This is a genomic window from Lacinutrix cladophorae (genome assembly GCF_053604645.1).
The window spans coordinates 317,255-334,110 of record NZ_JBSHNR010000110.1 but is presented as its reverse complement, the minus strand read 5'-3'; the positions used below and the strand labels follow the sequence as shown (position 1 = coordinate 334,110).

General features: G+C 31.3%; 16 protein-coding genes. 9 read left to right on the top strand and 7 right to left on the bottom strand.

Annotated features, from left to right (window positions below; translation table 11 throughout):
- Positions 1 to 62: 62 nt before the first annotated feature.
- The 4 genes from tig to ACVC3Y_RS08785 all read right to left on the bottom strand — a co-directional run bounded on the left by tig (position 63) and on the right by ACVC3Y_RS08785 (position 3,474).
- On the bottom strand, positions 63 to 1,391 hold the full coding sequence (gene tig / locus ACVC3Y_RS08800) for a trigger factor (RefSeq protein ID WP_303422437.1): 1,329 nt from the start codon (positions 1,389 to 1,391) through the stop codon (positions 63 to 65).
- Between the two features lie 181 nt (positions 1,392 to 1,572).
- Entirely contained in the window at positions 1,573 to 1,920 is a 348-nt protein-coding gene (locus ACVC3Y_RS08795; protein WP_452226661.1) for a phage holin family protein, read from the bottom strand.
- A gap of 43 nt (positions 1,921 to 1,963) precedes the next feature.
- Positions 1,964 to 2,740, bottom strand: a complete 777-nt coding sequence (locus ACVC3Y_RS08790; RefSeq protein ID WP_452226660.1) for an alpha/beta fold hydrolase — start codon at positions 2,738 to 2,740, stop codon at positions 1,964 to 1,966.
- Between the two features lie 20 nt (positions 2,741 to 2,760).
- On the bottom strand, positions 2,761 to 3,474 hold the full coding sequence (locus ACVC3Y_RS08785) for a pyridoxine 5'-phosphate synthase (RefSeq protein WP_303422446.1): 714 nt from the start codon (positions 3,472 to 3,474) through the stop codon (positions 2,761 to 2,763).
- 91 nt (positions 3,475 to 3,565) lie between these two features.
- Here ACVC3Y_RS08785 and ACVC3Y_RS08780 point away from each other — a divergent pair, with 91 nt between their 5' ends.
- From ACVC3Y_RS08780 to murI, 8 genes are all read left to right on the top strand, one after another.
- Positions 3,566 to 4,225, top strand: a complete 660-nt coding sequence (locus tag ACVC3Y_RS08780; RefSeq protein WP_452226659.1) for a CBS domain-containing protein — start codon at positions 3,566 to 3,568, stop codon at positions 4,223 to 4,225.
- A gap of 1 nt (position 4,226) precedes the next feature.
- Positions 4,227 to 5,099, top strand: coding sequence for an NAD kinase (locus ACVC3Y_RS08775; RefSeq protein WP_303422452.1), 873 nt, complete (start codon positions 4,227 to 4,229; stop codon positions 5,097 to 5,099).
- Positions 5,100 to 5,197: 98 nt separating this feature from the next.
- Positions 5,198 to 5,890, top strand: a complete 693-nt coding sequence (gene porG / locus ACVC3Y_RS08770; RefSeq protein ID WP_303422454.1) for a type IX secretion system protein PorG — start codon at positions 5,198 to 5,200, stop codon at positions 5,888 to 5,890.
- Entirely contained in the window at positions 5,891 to 6,631 is a 741-nt protein-coding gene (locus ACVC3Y_RS08765; protein ID WP_303422457.1) for an isoprenyl transferase, read from the top strand.
- A 4-nt stretch (positions 6,632 to 6,635) separates the two neighbouring features.
- Positions 6,636 to 9,212 carry an outer membrane protein assembly factor BamA gene (bamA, locus tag ACVC3Y_RS08760; RefSeq protein WP_452226804.1) on the top strand — a complete coding sequence of 859 codons (2,577 nt, stop codon included), beginning with the start codon at positions 6,636 to 6,638 and terminating at the stop codon, positions 9,210 to 9,212.
- 187 nt (positions 9,213 to 9,399) lie between these two features.
- Positions 9,400 to 10,425: an OmpH family outer membrane protein gene (locus ACVC3Y_RS08755; protein ID WP_303422461.1), complete on the top strand. Its 1,026-nt coding sequence runs from the start codon at positions 9,400 to 9,402 to the stop codon at positions 10,423 to 10,425.
- Between the two features lie 32 nt (positions 10,426 to 10,457).
- The gene (locus tag ACVC3Y_RS08750; RefSeq protein ID WP_303422463.1) at positions 10,458 to 10,967 is read left to right on the top strand and encodes an OmpH family outer membrane protein; all 510 of its coding nucleotides are present in this window, start codon (positions 10,458 to 10,460) and stop codon (positions 10,965 to 10,967) included.
- 66 nt (positions 10,968 to 11,033) lie between these two features.
- On the top strand, positions 11,034 to 11,813 hold the full coding sequence (gene murI / locus ACVC3Y_RS08745) for a glutamate racemase (protein ID WP_303422466.1): 780 nt from the start codon (positions 11,034 to 11,036) through the stop codon (positions 11,811 to 11,813).
- Positions 11,814 to 11,942: 129 nt separating this feature from the next.
- Here murI and ACVC3Y_RS08740 read toward each other — a convergent pair whose 3' ends face one another.
- The 3 genes from ACVC3Y_RS08740 to ACVC3Y_RS08730 all read right to left on the bottom strand — a co-directional run bounded on the left by ACVC3Y_RS08740 (position 11,943) and on the right by ACVC3Y_RS08730 (position 15,631).
- On the bottom strand, positions 11,943 to 12,458 hold the full coding sequence (locus ACVC3Y_RS08740; protein ID WP_303422468.1) for a gamma carbonic anhydrase family protein: 516 nt from the start codon (positions 12,456 to 12,458) through the stop codon (positions 11,943 to 11,945).
- 234 nt (positions 12,459 to 12,692) lie between these two features.
- Positions 12,693 to 13,427, bottom strand: coding sequence for a LytR/AlgR family response regulator transcription factor (locus tag ACVC3Y_RS08735; RefSeq protein ID WP_452226658.1), 735 nt, complete (start codon positions 13,425 to 13,427; stop codon positions 12,693 to 12,695).
- 32 nt (positions 13,428 to 13,459) lie between these two features.
- Positions 13,460 to 15,631: a tetratricopeptide repeat-containing sensor histidine kinase gene (locus tag ACVC3Y_RS08730; RefSeq protein WP_452226657.1), complete on the bottom strand. Its 2,172-nt coding sequence runs from the start codon at positions 15,629 to 15,631 to the stop codon at positions 13,460 to 13,462.
- 205 nt (positions 15,632 to 15,836) lie between these two features.
- Between ACVC3Y_RS08730 and ACVC3Y_RS08725 the strand changes: the two genes are divergently transcribed.
- Positions 15,837 to 16,850 (top strand): SIMPL domain-containing protein, encoded by a 1,014-nt coding sequence (locus ACVC3Y_RS08725; protein ID WP_452226656.1) that lies wholly within the window; start codon positions 15,837 to 15,839, stop codon positions 16,848 to 16,850.
- The last annotated feature ends 6 nt before the right edge of the window (positions 16,851 to 16,856 follow it).

Below are 16,856 nucleotides of genomic sequence, written 5' to 3'. Positions count from 1 at the left end.
AGGATTTATTCTTTAAAATTATGTTAACACTTAGATAAGCTATGTGCTACTATTTCACCTTCTTATTTATCTCCGTAAACTTCTTTTACAAAGTCTTCGTAAGTTAATTCTTTAGCTTTAACATTTGCCTTTTCTTTATAGATCTCTAATAAACGTTGGCTAATGATTTGCTCAGACATTTTACGAGCTTCATCTTGGTTAGACAATACACGAGCAGCAATATCATCTAGTTCTTTTTCAGACGGATTCATTTGTCCAAATTGAGCCATTTGCGCTTTAATCATGTTTTTAGCATGTCCTTTAATATCTTCTAGCGTTACTTGTATTTTGTTATCTGTAATTAATTTCCCTTCAATTAATTGGTAACGCAAGCTTTTTTCAGATTTTTCGTATTCTTCTTTTGCTTGGTCTTCTGTTAATTGTTGCTCACCTGCAGTTTGCATCCATTTCTGTAAGAATGCTGCTGGTAGATCGAACTTGGTATTTTCTACTAAATACTCTGTAACATCATTTAAAAGCTTTTGATCTCCTTGTTGCACGAATTGTTTTTCGGCATCCTCTTTAATCTTATCTTTTAATTCTGAAACTGTAGTCACGCTACCATCTGCAAATAGTTTTGTAAACAATTCTTGGTCTAAATCTGCAAGTTCGCGTTGGTTAATTTCTGTAACGGTAAAGGTTACTTCTATTTCTAAACCATGCGCTTCATCATGTTGAATTTTTAATGCATGCATTAAATCATGATCATCACTATATAAACCTTTTGTTTTTAATGCAATTACGTCACCAACTTTAGCTCCAATAAATTTCTTTGCGTTTGCTGCTCCTTTAAATTTATCTAAAGTTAAAGTTACTGTATTTTCAATTTCTTTTTCTTCGTTTTTGAAAGTTCCAGTAATTTCACTGTCTTTTTCGATTGTAGTTTGCGAAATTAATTTACCATATTGCTTTTGAATATTCACGATTTGATCATCAATCATTTTATCTCCAGCAACTATATTATAATGTGTTATTGCTTTTTTACTTTTTAAGTCTACATTAAATTCTGGCGCTAAACCTAATTCAAATTCAAAAGAAAAGTTTTCGGCATCCCAATCAATATCGTCTTGTACTTTTGGTAAAGGTTGTCCTAAAACATCTAACTTTTCTTCTGTTAAATATTTATTTAATGCGTCTTGTAAAAGCTTATTAACCTCGTCTACTAAAACGGCTTTACCATATTGTTTCTTTACCATTCCCATTGGCACGTGCCCTTTTCTAAATCCAGGAATGTTAGCAGTTTTTTTATAATCTGTTAAGATTTTTTCAATTTTATCGCTATAATCTTCTTTTGCGATATCTACTTTTACTACTGCATTTAATGCATCAATGTTTTCTCTTGTAATATTCATTATAAATGATATAAAGCCCCAAAAAGGGCATTTAACACTAGTTTACGCTTCCACTTTCATGGAAAACATTTTAATAGGAATCTAAAAAGTTTTTCTTTTTAGAGTTATTTCTATTAAAAAGGAGTGCAAAAATACTACTTTTTTACACTAGAACAAAGTTTTTAACGTATTGATAGCAAGGCTACTTTTTATCTTGTTTTAAAAAGGAATGCAATAAGGATTGTAAGATGCATAAAAGCACACTAAAAAGCATTGCGGTCCAGAAAGTATTCACCACAAAACCATCAATAAAATTATCTGCTAGAAGTATAATGCATGCATTAATAACAAACATAAACAAACCTAATGTTACAATGGTAATTGGCAAGGTTAAAATAACCAAAATTGGTTTTACTATTAAGTTTAAAATAGAAAGCACTAGTGCCACAACGATAGCGGTAACATAACCATCTACCTGCACACCGTTTAATATATTTGCTAATACAAAAACGGCAATAGCATTTAATAAAAGTCTTATAATTAAGTTCATATTTTTATTTGATTAGTAAGTATAATCTACAATTAGTTACAATTTAATTTACGAAACTTATTACAGCATTAAAAAAATCTGTTGGATTTTCGGCATGTAACCAATGTCCTGCGTTTTTTATAGTTATAATATTGGCTAAGGGAAAATGCCTATTAATTAATGCTTCGTCTTGTAGTGCAATATATTCGCTTTTATCTCCACGAAGAAACATAGTATCTTTACTAAATTTCGCATGTATTGGCAAAGCTTCTCCGACTTCACTTACATTTTCTTTTAAAACCTTTAAGTTTATGCGCAGTGCAAGTTTTCCTTTTTCTATCCAATATAGATTTTTAAGCAAAAACTGTCTAGTTCCAAAATCGGAAACATAATCTGCCAGCACTTTATCTGCAGCTCCTCTTGTTTTTAATGTTTCAAAATTAAGACTACTTAATCCTTCTAAAATAGCATCGTGATGAATTGGGTAAAATCTTGGAGAAATATCTGCGACTATTAATTTAGACACTAATTCGGGGTATTCTGTAGCAAAAAGCATGGCTGTTTTTCCTCCCATCGAATGTCCTAAAAGCACGATATCTTCTAATTCATTTTCTTCACAATAACGCTTCAAATCTTCTACTAAAACATCATAATTAAAAAGAGAATCATGAAAACTTCTACCATGATTTCGCTGATCTACTAAATGCACTTGAAAACCTGCTTCGCTAAATTGCGTTCCAAGCGTTTTCCAATTATCGCTCATTCCTAAAAACCCATGAAGAATTACAAAAGGTTTTCCTTCTCCTATTATATTAGCGTGTAATATTTCTTTATTTGCCACGAAATTGTTGCTTTATATTTTTATTTAAGTCGTTGTAAATACATTTGAATTACATTTTCTACACCAAGATAGAGGCTTTCAGAAATTAATGCATGACCAATAGAAACCTCTAATAGTCCTGGAATGTTTTCTTTAAAAAATTTCATATTATCTAAAGACAAATCATGCCCAGCATTTATACCTAAACCTAATGTATTACATAATTGGGCACAAACGGTATATGGTTTAATAGCGTCGTAATTCTCTAAACTATATTGGTGCGCAAATGCTTCGGTATATAACTCGATTCTATCGGTTCCAGTTGCTTTTGCACCTTCTATTTGTTTTACATCTGGATCGACAAAAATAGAAGTACGTATCCCATTTTGCTTAAACTCTTGAATCACTTCTACTAAAAAATCTTTATGCTTAATGGTATCCCACCCTGCATTACTAGTAATAGCATCTATACTGTCTGGAACCAAAGTAACTTGTGTAGGTTTTATAGCTAATACCATATCTAAAAACTTGGGAATTGGGTTCCCTTCAATATTATATTCGGTATACACTTCTGGTTTTAAATCGTAAGCATCTTGATAACGAATATGTCTTTCGTCTGGTCTTGGATGAATCGTTACCCCTTCTGCTCCAAAACGCTGCACATCTTTAGCAAACTGCACTACGTTTGGCAAATCTCCACCTCGTGAGTTTCGCAAAGTTGCTATCTTATTAATATTTACACTTAATTTTGTCATTATATAATGTATTATAGTGCAAAAATACAAACTAGAACAGCCTTTTTGTACTATTTTTTTGATTAATTTGCAGAAGTAAAAAAGAAGAAAAATGAATCTTTCAAATTATATAATAAACGATATCAAACCACTTACATTAAGTGATAGCGTACGTGATTTGCAGGTACTATTTAATCAGCTCACATATTCTCATATTCCTATCAAAAATGAGGAAGGTGTTTATTTAGGTTGTATTTCTGAAACAGACGTACATTGCTTTGAAAGCGCAAAACCAGTAAATGAAATCACTTATTCGGCGGAAGGTTTTTTTGTAAGAGAAGAAACAAATTGGTTAGATATATTAGAAGCTTTCGCTCAAAATTCGACGAACATCATGCCTGTTTTAAGTAAAAGCAATAATTATTTAGGCTACTACGAACTTAAAGACATTATAAGTTTGTTTAACGAAACACCTTTTTTCTCTGAAGCTGGAGGTATTTTAATTGTAGAAAAGGGGTTGAATGATTATTCGTTTAGCGAAATAAGCCAAATTGTAGAATCTAATGATGGTAAACTACTAGGTGCTTTTATTTCGAAAATGGAAAATGATGTAGTACAAATAACACTTAAAATAGGAAACACAGGATTAAATGACATCATGCAAACCTTTAGACGTTACAGTTATAATGTAGTTTCGGGGCATGAAGAAGATAGTTATTTAGAAAGTTTAAAAGAACGATCCGATTATCTTAACAAATATCTAAACATGTAATATGAAGATAGCTATATACAGTCAATATTATCCTGAAAAATCTTTGGATACTTTTGATCTTCTATTAAAAATTCTTTCAAAAGAAGATGTAGAAATTTTTATAGAACAAGAATTCTTTGAAAACACAAAAGACATTATTAAGAGTACTTCGGTAAGCGCTTTTACAACTCTAGATAATACTTTTAACCTATTAATAAGTATAGGCGGAGATGGCACCATTTTACGCGCAATAACATATGTAAAAGATCTAGATATACCAATTGTTGGAGTAAACACAGGACGATTAGGGTTTTTAGCAACAATACAAACCGATGATATTGAATATGCTTTTAAAAACATATTAAATAAAAACTACAAAATATCGGAACGTAGTTTATTAAGTATTGAAACATTTCCAGAAAATAAGGATATTAAAGAAACCAACTTTGCACTTAACGAGATTGCAATAAGTAGAAAGAATACGACCTCCATGATAACTGTGGACACAAAACTGAATAACGAGTATTTAACGTCGTATTGGAGTGATGGGTTAATAGTATCTACACCTACAGGATCTACTGGATATTCTTTAAGTTGTGGAGGACCTGTAATAACCCCAGACACCAATAGTTTTGTTTTAACACCAATTGCGCCACATAATTTAAGCGCAAGACCATTAGTGATACCAGACTCTACAGAAATAGAATTAAAAGTGGATGGTAGAGAAGAGCAACATTTAGTTTCTTTAGATTCTAGAATAGCAACACTTAACAATAACACCATTATAAAAATTAAAAAAGCACCTTTTACAATAAAAATGTTAGAATTAATAGAGGAAAGTTTTCTAGATACACTCAGAAAAAAACTACTTTGGGGTGAGGATAAACGGAATTAAACAATATTTTAACCGAAAAACTGTTTTATTCCCATACAATTTGATTCAAATTGTTATTGGCTAATCTTATTTATTATATTTGCAAACTTTAATCGCATATGAGATATTTTATCATTATTATAATCAGCGCTTTAACTTTTCAGCTATCGCAAGCACAAACTTATGAAATAGGTGTGTTCGCTGGTGGTAGTAATTTTATTGGTGATGTTGGTTCTTCAAAGTATATTTCACCAAATCAACCAGCAGTTGGTGGTATTTTTAAATGGAATAGAAGTGCTAGACACTCTTTTCGCTTTTCCTTAATATACTCAGAACTGGAAGCAGACGATAGTAAATCGGATGACCCAAGAAGAAAAGAAAGAGATTACAAAATCAATAATGCTATTATTGAGGCGTCCTTAGGTTTAGAATTTACTTTCTTTAATTTTAACTTACATAGTAGAAAAACAAATTCTACTCCATATTTATACACAGGAATAGCTGTTGCCAAACACGACAATTACCGTTTTGATTTAAATGGTGAGTTGTTAGATGATGACACTTCAAGCATTGCTTTTGCAATACCGATGGTTTTAGGTTACAAACACCAAATAGCAGAAAACCTGATACTTGCAGGAGAAATAGGAGCACGTTATACTTTTTCCGATGAAATTGATGGTAGCGTACCAGACGCTGAAGAAGCATTTGATAGGTATGCTTTTGGGAATTTAAATAATAATGACTGGTATGTATTTACTGGGTTAACACTAACGTATACATTTGGTGAAACACCATGTTATTGTTCTTTTTAAATGAATTTAAAAGAAAAAATAAATACAAATAAATTGCCAAAACATCTAGCTATAATTATGGATGGCAATGGTAGATGGGCTAAACAGAAAGGTATGCTTCGTGCTTTTGGTCATGAAAACGGCACAAAATCGGTAAGAGAAACTGTAGAAGCATCTGCAGAATTAGGAATAGAAAATCTAACACTCTATGCTTTTTCTACTGAAAACTGGAATAGACCAAAACTTGAAGTGCAAACGCTAATGAAACTTTTAGTTTCTGCTTTAAAAAAAGAAATCAAAACACTTCAAGAAAACAATATTAAATTATCTGCAATTGGCAATTTAGATGCACTTCCTAAAAAAGCACATCGGGAACTACTAGAAGTTATAGACAAAACAAAAACGAATAATAGAATGACTCTTACTTTGGCTTTAAGCTATGGTTCGAGAGAAGAAATACTAAATACAGTTAAAAAAATAGCAATTAAAGTTAAAAATAATATAATTTCGCCCGAAAGTATTGATGAATCATTTATTAATGAGCATCTTTACACGCAAAATTTACCAGATGTAGATTTGCTTATTAGAACCAGTGGCGAGCAACGTATTAGTAACTTCCTGCTTTGGCAAATAGCCTATGCAGAATTGTATTTTACGGAAACCTTATGGCCAGATTTTAATAAGCAAAATTTATACGAAGCCATAATAGAATATCAAAAAAGAGAAAGAAGATTTGGGAAAACAAGTGAACAACTTAGCTAAGTTAATGCCTTTTAAAGCAAATACTAAATATTTTTTAGCACTAATAGTAACCATATTTAGTTTAAGCACATTTGCTCAAGAAACTACATTTACAAAAGGTAACAAATATACTATTGCAGAAATCACTGTAAATGGTAACTCTTCCTTTAGTGAACAAACCATTATTACCTATTCTGGATTAAGAAAAGGAAGTGAAATTCAAATTCCTGGCGAAGACATTAGTAGTGCCATTAAAAAACTTTGGAACTCGAATCTTTTTAACGATATAGATATATACCTTTTAAAGGTAGAAGGAAGTACTGCATTTTTAGAAATTAGATTATCGGATTTACCGGAACTTAATGCCATTAAAATTACTGGAGTAAAAAAAGGAAAAAAAGAAACAATAATTAAAGAAAACAAACTTGAAAAGGGCGTTAAGGTTACAGAAAACTTAGTAACAACTACTAAAAACTACCTACAAAACAAGTATAAAAAAGATGGTTTCTATAATGCAAAAGCAAATATAAACACCATTGAAATTGCAGATTCTCTAAATAAAGCTAAAGTCAATATGGTTTTAGCAATAGACAAAGGAAAAAAAGTAAAAGTAAAAGACATCGTATTTACTGGCAATTCTGTTTTACCAGAAAACAAGCTACGTAATGCAATGAAAAACACAAAAAAAAGAAACTATGCAAGAGTTTGGAAACGCTCTAAATACATAGAAGAAGACTATAAAACAGACTTAACTAGCTTAATTAACAAATACAAAGAAAACGGATATAGAGATGCAAGGATTTTAAGCGACAGTTTAGTTGTTAATAATGACAATACTGTATCTTTAAATATTAACCTAGAAGAAGGAGAAAAATACAGTTTTGGTGATATTTCCTTTATTGGTAATACCGTGTATACCGATGAAATACTAAAAAGAGTACTCCGTATTAAAAAAGGGGAAACCTATAACGGTGTTCTTTTACAAGAAAAAATAGCTGACGATTCCAGACCAGACGGAGACGATTTAACAAATCTATATCAAAATAACGGGTATTTATTTTCAACAATTAATCCGGTAGAAATTAATGCTGAAGGTAATGTTATTGATATGGAAATTAGAATCTCTGAAGGTAAACCAACCTACTTCAATAGTGTTACTGTAACTGGAAATGATGTTACAAACGATAAAGTAATTTACCGTGAACTTCGTACACGTCCAGGACAATTATATAGTAAAGCAAATGTTGTACGTACTATTAGAGAATTAAGTCAACTAGGATTTTTTGATGCAGAACAAATAAGCACAGATTTTAAAAACCCAAACCCTAACGAAGGTACTATCGATTTACAATACGGTGTAGTAGAAACTGGGTCTAGCCAAATAGAACTACAAGGTGGTTATGGTGGAGGTGGTTTTATTGGGACGCTAGGTTTATCCTTTAATAACTTTTCTATAAAAAACATTTTAAACAAAGATGCCTATAAACCTGTTCCTCGTGGTGATGGTCAAAAACTAGCACTTCGTTTACAAGCAAGTAAATTTTACCAAACCTATAGTTTCTCTTTTACAGAGCCATGGTTAGGTGGTAAAAAACCTGTTCAATTTTCAACCTCTATTTCTCACTCTAAACAGTTTTTATACGATTCTAGTACAGGAAATGCGGATAAAGATAAGCGTTTCAATATTACAGGAATATCTGTTGGGTTAGCGAAAAGACTTTCGGTTCCAGATGATTATTTTACACTATCGCAAGGGTTAAGCTTTCAACACTATGACCTAAAAAACTATAATACTGGTCTATTTACTTTTGGTGATGGTTACTCTAACAACCTAGCGTACACTATTGGTTTAAGTAGAAATAACACTTACAACGATCCTATTTTCCCTACAGGTGGTTCAAATTTTAATATTAGCGCAAAATTATCTTTACCATATTCTTTATTCAACAATGTAGATTATAGTGCATTAGCAGACGAAAGAGATGCATTAGATTTAACAGATACTGATGACTATGAGAGAGCTGGTGAAATTGACCAAGAACGCTACAAAATGTTAGAATTTTATAAAATAAAATTTAAAGCAGATTGGTACACGAAAGTAGTTGGAAAACTAGTATTACGTCCAAGTTTAGAGCTAGGTTTCTTAGGAGCATATAATAATGACAGAGGTGTTATTCCTTTCGAACGTTTCTTCCTTGGAGGTGACGGATTAGGGAGTTATAGTTTAGACGGAAGAGAATCTATAGCATTACGTGGTTACGAAAACCAATCGATACAGCCTTTAGATGATAATGGAAATGTAACCAGTGATGGTGGTTCTATATATAATAAATTCTCTTTAGAATTACGTTACCCAATCACGTTAAAACCTGCTGCTAAAATTTACATGTTAGGTTTTCTTGAAGGTGGTATTGCTTATAATAACTTTCATGACTACAATCCATTTGATTTAAAAAGATCTTCAGGTTTAGGTTTACGTTTATTTATGCCTGCTTTTGGATTACTAGGAATTGATTTTGGTTACGGATTTGATTCTGTTCCAGGGCAAGGAAGTCAAGTAAGTGGATGGCAAACTCACTTTATAATTGGACAACAATTTTAGTTGAAAAAAAATTTTGGCACGATATTTTCTATTAACAATTTGATTATTTAAAAGAAGAATTAAAATTTTTAAAATTAAAATTCGTTAATTTTGAAAAGCTTAATTCGAAAAAAGACAGAAACAATTAAATAATCACCTGTCCTTTTTAGAATTTATAAAGCCAATAAATTATAAAAATATAAAACAGATGAAATTAAAAGTTCTTTTTTTACTGGCAATTGTATTCATGCTTAGCATAACAACCACTCAAGCACAACGTGGTGTTAGAATAGGTTATATCGACACCGAATACATTTTAGAAAATATACCAGAATACCAAGAAGCAACAACGCAATTGGATGGTAAAGTTCAAAAATGGAAATCTGAAATCGATACTCGTTTAGGTGAAATAGAACAAAAACGAAAAGATTTAAGTAATGAAAAAACACTTTTAACTAGCGAACTTGTAAAAGAACGTGAAGAAGATATTAATTTTGAAGAACTTGAAATATTAGAATACCAACAAAATAGATTTGGTCCTAATGGCGATTTAATGATTCAAAAAAGACAACTAATTCAACCTATACAAGATCAAATATTTGCAGCTGTTCAAGATATAGCATCTACAAAAAAGTTTGATTTTATTTTCGATAAGTCTGCAGATGTTGTTATGCTTTATTCGGCAGATAGATTTGATATTAGCGAGCAAGTAATACGAGCAATTGTACGTACTTCAAAACGTGACCAAGCAAATTCTAAAAAAGAAAGAAAAAATGCAAAGGAGGAAGATGTTGTACCAGAAGTAAACGAAACATTAGATGCTAGAAAACAAGCATTAGAAGATAAAAAAGCAGCTCGTGCCGCAGAAGCAGAACAACGCAGAAAAGAAATATTAGAAGCACGTGAAGCAAAAAAAGAAGCAGCACAAAAAAGAAGAGATAGCATTGTTCAAGCCAGAAAAGATTTAAAGGAAAGCAAGCTAGAAGAAAGAGATAATACAGAAGATGTAGATGACCAAAATGGTCAAGAAGAAAATAAGAGTGAGGGGGAAGAAAATGTAGATAGTAAAACTACTATAGAAGAAAAAAAGGAAGCTTCAGAACAATTAAGTGACAAAGAAGCTCGTAAGAAAGCATTAGAAGAAAGAAGACAAAGAATATTAGAAGAGCGTAGAAAAGCAAAAGAAGAACGCGAAAACAATAATGCCGACGAAGAAGAAGGCGAAGACAATTAACAATTTATTACACACACATTAAACTATTAAAAATGAAACAAATTAAAACCTTATTAGTAGCAGTAGCTTTATTTATTGGAGGAACTAGCTTTATGCAAGCACAAACTAAAGTTGCGCATATAAACACGCAAGATCTTATTGCAGCAATGCCAGCAATGAAAACGGCACAAGCAGAAATGGATAAGCTTGGTAAAACTTACGAAGCAGACATTAAAGCTATGGTTACTGAATACCAAAACAAAATGAAATTATACGATTCTGAAGCTTCCACTAAAACAGCAGAAGAAAACCAAAAACGTATGGTAGAGGTACAAACAATGCAACAAAACATCCAACAATACCAAGGTCAAGCACAACAAGACATGCAAAAGAAAGAAGTAGACTTACTTAAGCCTATTACTGAAAAAGCTAAAGCTGCGATATTAAAGGTAGCTAAAGCGCAAGGTTTTAACTATGTGCTAGATTCTACTCAAGGTGGTGGCGTTATTATGGCAGAAGGTAAAGACTTACTTGCTGATGTTAAAAAAGAATTAGGTTTCTAATAAAAACATTACAATAAATTATTTAAAAAGCTACCTTTAACTAGGTAGCTTTTTTATTTTTGTATTATGCGTAAACAACCTATTGGTATTTTTGATTCTGGTGTTGGTGGAACCTCTATATGGAAAGAACTTCATGCTCGTTTACCGCATGAAAACACTATTTATTTAGCAGACAGCAAACATGCTCCTTATGGTAATAAAACCAAAGAAGAAATTATTGCTTTATGCATAAAGAACACCGAACTACTTTTAAGTAAAGGTTGTAAAATTATAGTTGTTGCATGCAATACTGCAACTACAAATGCAATACATTATTTACGAAAAAAATACAATATACCTTTTATAGGAATCGAACCAGCCATTAAACCTGCTGCATTAAATACAAAAACAAAAGCTGTTGGTATACTTGCTACAAAAGGAACACTTTCTAGTACCCTTTTTCATAAAACAACCGATTTGTTTACTAATGGCATTGAAGTTATTGAGCAAGTTGGCGAAGGTATTGTGCCTTTAATTGAAAATGGTACTATTAACAGCGAGGAAATGAAGGCACTTTTACAGGTATACTTAAAACCAATGCTTGACGCCAACATCGATTATCTTGTTTTAGGCTGTACACATTATCCTTATTTAATACCACAGTTGTTAGAAATGCTGCCAAGCCATGTAAATATAATAGACTCTGGTGAAGCTGTAGCTAAACAAACAAAAGCCGTTTTAAAACTACATGAGCTTTTAAATGATACTACAAACAAACCTAAATTACAGTTTTATTCTAACGGAAACCCAAAAGTGATACAACAACTTTTAGGAAAAAAATACGATGCAGATTATTTAGAATTTTAATACAACGTAAATAAGCGTTTTATTTGCGTTAGCGATTGCAGTGGCATCCTTTTTTGAGGCACGAAAAAAAGATATAATGTAAAGCGCGACCCTTGTGGTAACGCCATACTATTTATTATACAGACCTTTTTATTCTTTAAACCAACTGGAATATTTTACATAGTTATCTGCAATTCTATTAATTTCTCCAGAGATTAATTCTTTACTTATATCTTTAACTTTTTTTGCTGGAACTCCTGCATATATCGTTCCTGCTTCTACTCTAGTATTTGCGGTTACTACTGCGCCTGCTGCTACTATGCTATTACTTTCTATCACGCAATCGTCCATAACAATGCTGCCCATTCCTATTAAAACATTGTCGTGAATCGTGCATCCATGTACAATGGCGTTATGGCCAATAGACACATTATTACCAATGGTTGTTGGTGATTTTTGGTAGGTTGCATGTATTACTGCACCGTCTTGTATATTTACTTTATTTCCCATTTTAATGAAATGTACATCGCCACGAATTACGGCGTTAAACCATACACTACATTGCGATCCCATAGATACGTCTCCAACTATGGTTGCGTTTTCTGCTACGTAGCAGTCTTTGGGTATTTGTGGGTGTTTGTTGTTTACTGGTTTTATTAATGGCATAATTAATTCCTTTAAAAAAGGAATCTCATGATTCAAATTCATGAGTTCCTTTTGGTTATTATTTTATTTCATGATATAATTTTATCACGTGAGACTTCTCGGCAAGCTCGAAATGACAAAATTGTGTTACATAATATTATATAATTTCTTGCTTCGCTCGAATGCTTTAGATTTGAACTAAACTTAAAATTTATTTATCTTATTTATGAGATTCCTGCTTAACGCAGGAATTTGTTACTTAAAATAAGAAAGTAATGCTGCTTTTTTTGATGCGGAAACGAGTATTTCTTTTCCGTTACTAAGTACAACGTGTCCTCCTTTTCCCTTTACGTATTTTGTTATTTCGTTTACGTTTACCAAATAGCTTTTGTGTACTCTTGCGAAACTTGAATTGGTTAACGCTTCTTCAAAATATTTTAAGGTTTTACTTACTAGTTTCTTTTTGTTGTTATTTAAATATATTTCGGTGTAATTATCGTCTGCTTTGCAGTATAAAATGTTTGCAGTTTCTAAAACCTCGAAACCATCTTGTTGTGGAATGGTTATTTTTCCGGTTACGGTATTGGTTTTTGGAACCAGAACCTCATCTTGCAAAGCATCTTCTTTGGTTTTAATTTCTACTACATAATCTACTGCTTTAATGAGTTCGTCTATAGAAATTGGTTTCATTAAATAGTAGCTTGCGTGCGCATTTAAGGCATCTATTGCATAATGGTTATAGGCCGTTACAAAAATAGTTTCGAAGGTTTTATCTCCTACTTTATCTAGCAAATCGAAAGCATTTCCGTAAGGCATTTCTACATCTAAAAAAACCAGCTCTAAGTCGTTATTTCTAATTAGCACTAAGGCTTCTTCTACATTAGCAGCTTCCCCTAAAATATGCACATTAGGACAGTATTTATCTAGATAATTTTTTAATATATCTCTGCTTGTTTTTTCGTCTTCTACGATGATGGCGTTTAGTTTCATGTTTTGGGCATTAGGAAAAGTTTTCTCTTTAATTAATCTTTTTTAAGCGTTACAACTACTATGGTTCCTTTGTCTCCTTCGGTTTTAAAATCGTTAATAAAAACATCTACTTTATCTTTATACATTTCGTTTAAAATAGCAACACGCTTTTTAATGTTGTTCATGCCTTTAGAGTTTTGTTTTTTCTGATTTTCGGTTTTTAAGGCTTTACTTTTTTCTCTTCCAATACCATCATCAATAATAGAAATGGTTAATTCGTCTGTATTTTGTTGAGAAATGGTTATTTCTAATTTTCCTTTTTCTTCTTTATAGCGTAAGCCATGCCAAACAGCGTTTTCTATATATGGTTGCAATAACATTGGTGGGATTTGAAATGCATTAATTGCCACATTTTCATCTACATGAATTGTATAATCGAACTTCTCTTTAAATCTAAAATGTTCTAATTGTGTATAGAGTTCTAAAAGTTCTACTTCTTTTTGAAGCGGAATAAAGTCTTGTTCGCTATTTTCTAAAACTGCTCGCATAAGCTGTGAAAAATCGGAAAGATATCTATTTGCTGTTCGTTCGTCATTAGTAGCAATAAAGCTATTTACAGAGTTTAATGCATTAAATATAAAATGCGGGTTCATTTGACTTCGCAACGATTTTAAAGCCAAAAGGTTATTGGCTAATTTTTGTTGCTTAATATATTTATACATTAAATATGCTGTTATTAGCAATAAAACTAATCCTCCAAAAAGTGAATAAATAATAAGTTTTTGTCTTTTACTTTGCTCTACAGAAAGTTGGTAATTACTTTGATTTAAAGCTCTATCGCTTTCTAAACTAGAAATTCTGTTTTGCTTTTCCGCAATACTTTTATTAAATCTTTTGGCTTGCGCAATTTCTTGATCCATTTTAACATAAAGCGTATCTACAGCTTCTTGATATGCTTTATAGGTTTCTAATGCTTTCGTGTAATCTCCAGCATCTCTATAGGTTTCAGAAAGTTTCCGGATAGCATCTTTTTTTACCAGTAAATCTTCTTTACTATCGGCTTCTGCTATACTTTTTTCTAAATAAGGAACTGCATTTGCATAATCTTTTTGTTGGTAATAAGCGTTTCCTATTTTATAATTTTGTTTTTGTAATGTTAAAGCACTTTCATTATCGATTAAAGTATCGGTCTCTAATTCTGAAATTTCTTCTATAGCTTCTTTTCGCAATTGAATTTCATCTTCGTATGCCATGTTTTCATTTTGAAAATCGGCAACTTTCACCTTCTCCGTTACTGCTCTTTTTTTGTTTTCTTGAGACGCTAAGTCTAACGCATTTTCAAAATAGGAATTTGCTTCATTTAGTTTACCACTTGCGTTATATGCATCTCCTATTTTAGAGTTTAGATCTGTAATTTTGGGCTTAATTAAATGCTTCTCGGCTATCTCTAATGCTTTCTTATAATTAGTAATGGCAAGATCTAATTGTACTATTTTCTTATACACATCTCCTAAACCTTCATGATATTCTGTTTTCTGGTAGTTAGACAGAGTATTTACTTTTATACTTTTATATGTTTGTAGGCTTTCTTGGTAATCGTTATTTTTAAAATAAGCATTTGCTAATTTTAGGATTACTTCGTTTATGGTATTATTTTGAAGACTTATTCTGTAATTTGAAATTGCAAGATCATATTGTTTCCAATGTACATACACATCTGCAAGTATCTCATAAGCTTGCGCATTTTGTTTTCTAGAATTGCTTTGTGATAAAGCTTCGGTAATAAACAGAATACTTTTTTCTGCATCTTTTTTTAGATAAACTGTTGCAGAATCTATAATGCTATTAAATGAATTTAGCGAAGTTTTTCTTTTATATACGGCTTCTTTTTCTATTGCAGGTTTTACTTCAACTGTGATACTTTCGTCATCTTTAATCGTATAATAAACCGTTTTAATGTCTTTATGAGCAAATGTTAATTCATCTCCTTTTTTTACTTGTATTTTAAAATCTCCTGAAAGGCTTGTAGTGGTATACACTCCACCGTTTACAAAAACCTGTACATTGGTAATTGGTTTATGTGTTTCGCTTTCTAGAACAGAACCTCGAACAACAAAAAGCATTTCTTCTTTAGTAGAATTAGTTTTCGCGTTTTTCTGAGCAAGTAAATTACTCGTTAATAATAGAAGGCTTAAGAGGATTATATATTTGAATATATGTTTCATTTGTTCTCGTTACAAAGTATAAACTTACACACTTTAATTTACACTTAAAAACAACAATACGTCTCTTTTCTATTTTTAATGTTGTAAAAACCTACGTTCCCTAATTACAACTGCTATTTAACGCATGGAAGTGACAGCTTTACTCATTGTAGATTTTTAATTCTAAAGTTTGGTTATAGGTTTACTAAGAATTAAAAAACAACCCATGAAAAAACTAATCTTTACTACTTTAATTATTCTTTATACTAGTTTCAATTTCGGACAAATTAAAGGGAATGCTATTTCTATTTCACGTCAAAACATAGCTTCTAAGGACTTAGGAAATGGTTATGTATACGGAAATAACAGAAATCATTTTCAAACAAAAAACATAATACCAAATCCGACCATTTCTATAGATGTGAAAGCATTAAGCAACATCGTAGCGACATCGTATACTGCTGTTTTTAATATAACACAGATAGGTGAAACTTCACAAGAAACCAATAATTTAATAAAACAACGTACACAAAAATTAAGAGAGGAACTCGTTACCAAAGGAATTTTGGCCAACGATTTTGTAATTGATGTTATTTCTTTCGTTCCAGTTTACGAAACTATTGTGGAAAAAAAACTATTCAGTAAAAAATATGTAGAAGTCCCAAAAGGGTTTGAATTACAGCAAAATATTCATATTAAATTCACTAAAGTAGAGCAGTTTGAAAAGATTATAGCGGCTTGCGCAAATAACGAAATTTACAACCTTGTTAAAGTAGATTACTTTATAGATAACCTACAAGAAATTTATAAAAAGCTTCGTATAGAAGTTTTAAAAGAATTAAAAGCAAAACAAGAATTTTATAACGACTTAGGTTTCGATTTATCAGAATACAAACCAATAATAGCGAATAATAAGTATTGTTATTTTCCAAGAGATTTTTATAAAAACTACCAAGCTTTCAATAGTATTTCTATGGAAGCATTAAAGCAAAACAAAGGGATTTATCAAGTAAAAAAACAAACCTCCTATTACTATGAACCGATATCCTTTAGAGATTATGATGTAGTAATTAATCCTACTATTGTAGAACCAGTAATACAAATTGGAATGGAAATTAAACTACAATATTCCCCTAAACCAAAAGAAGAAAAACCTATGGAAAAAGAAGTGATTAAAAACAAATACTATATCATTTCGCCAGACGGAAGCATCGATATTAAAGAAATAAAAACAACTTAATAATTT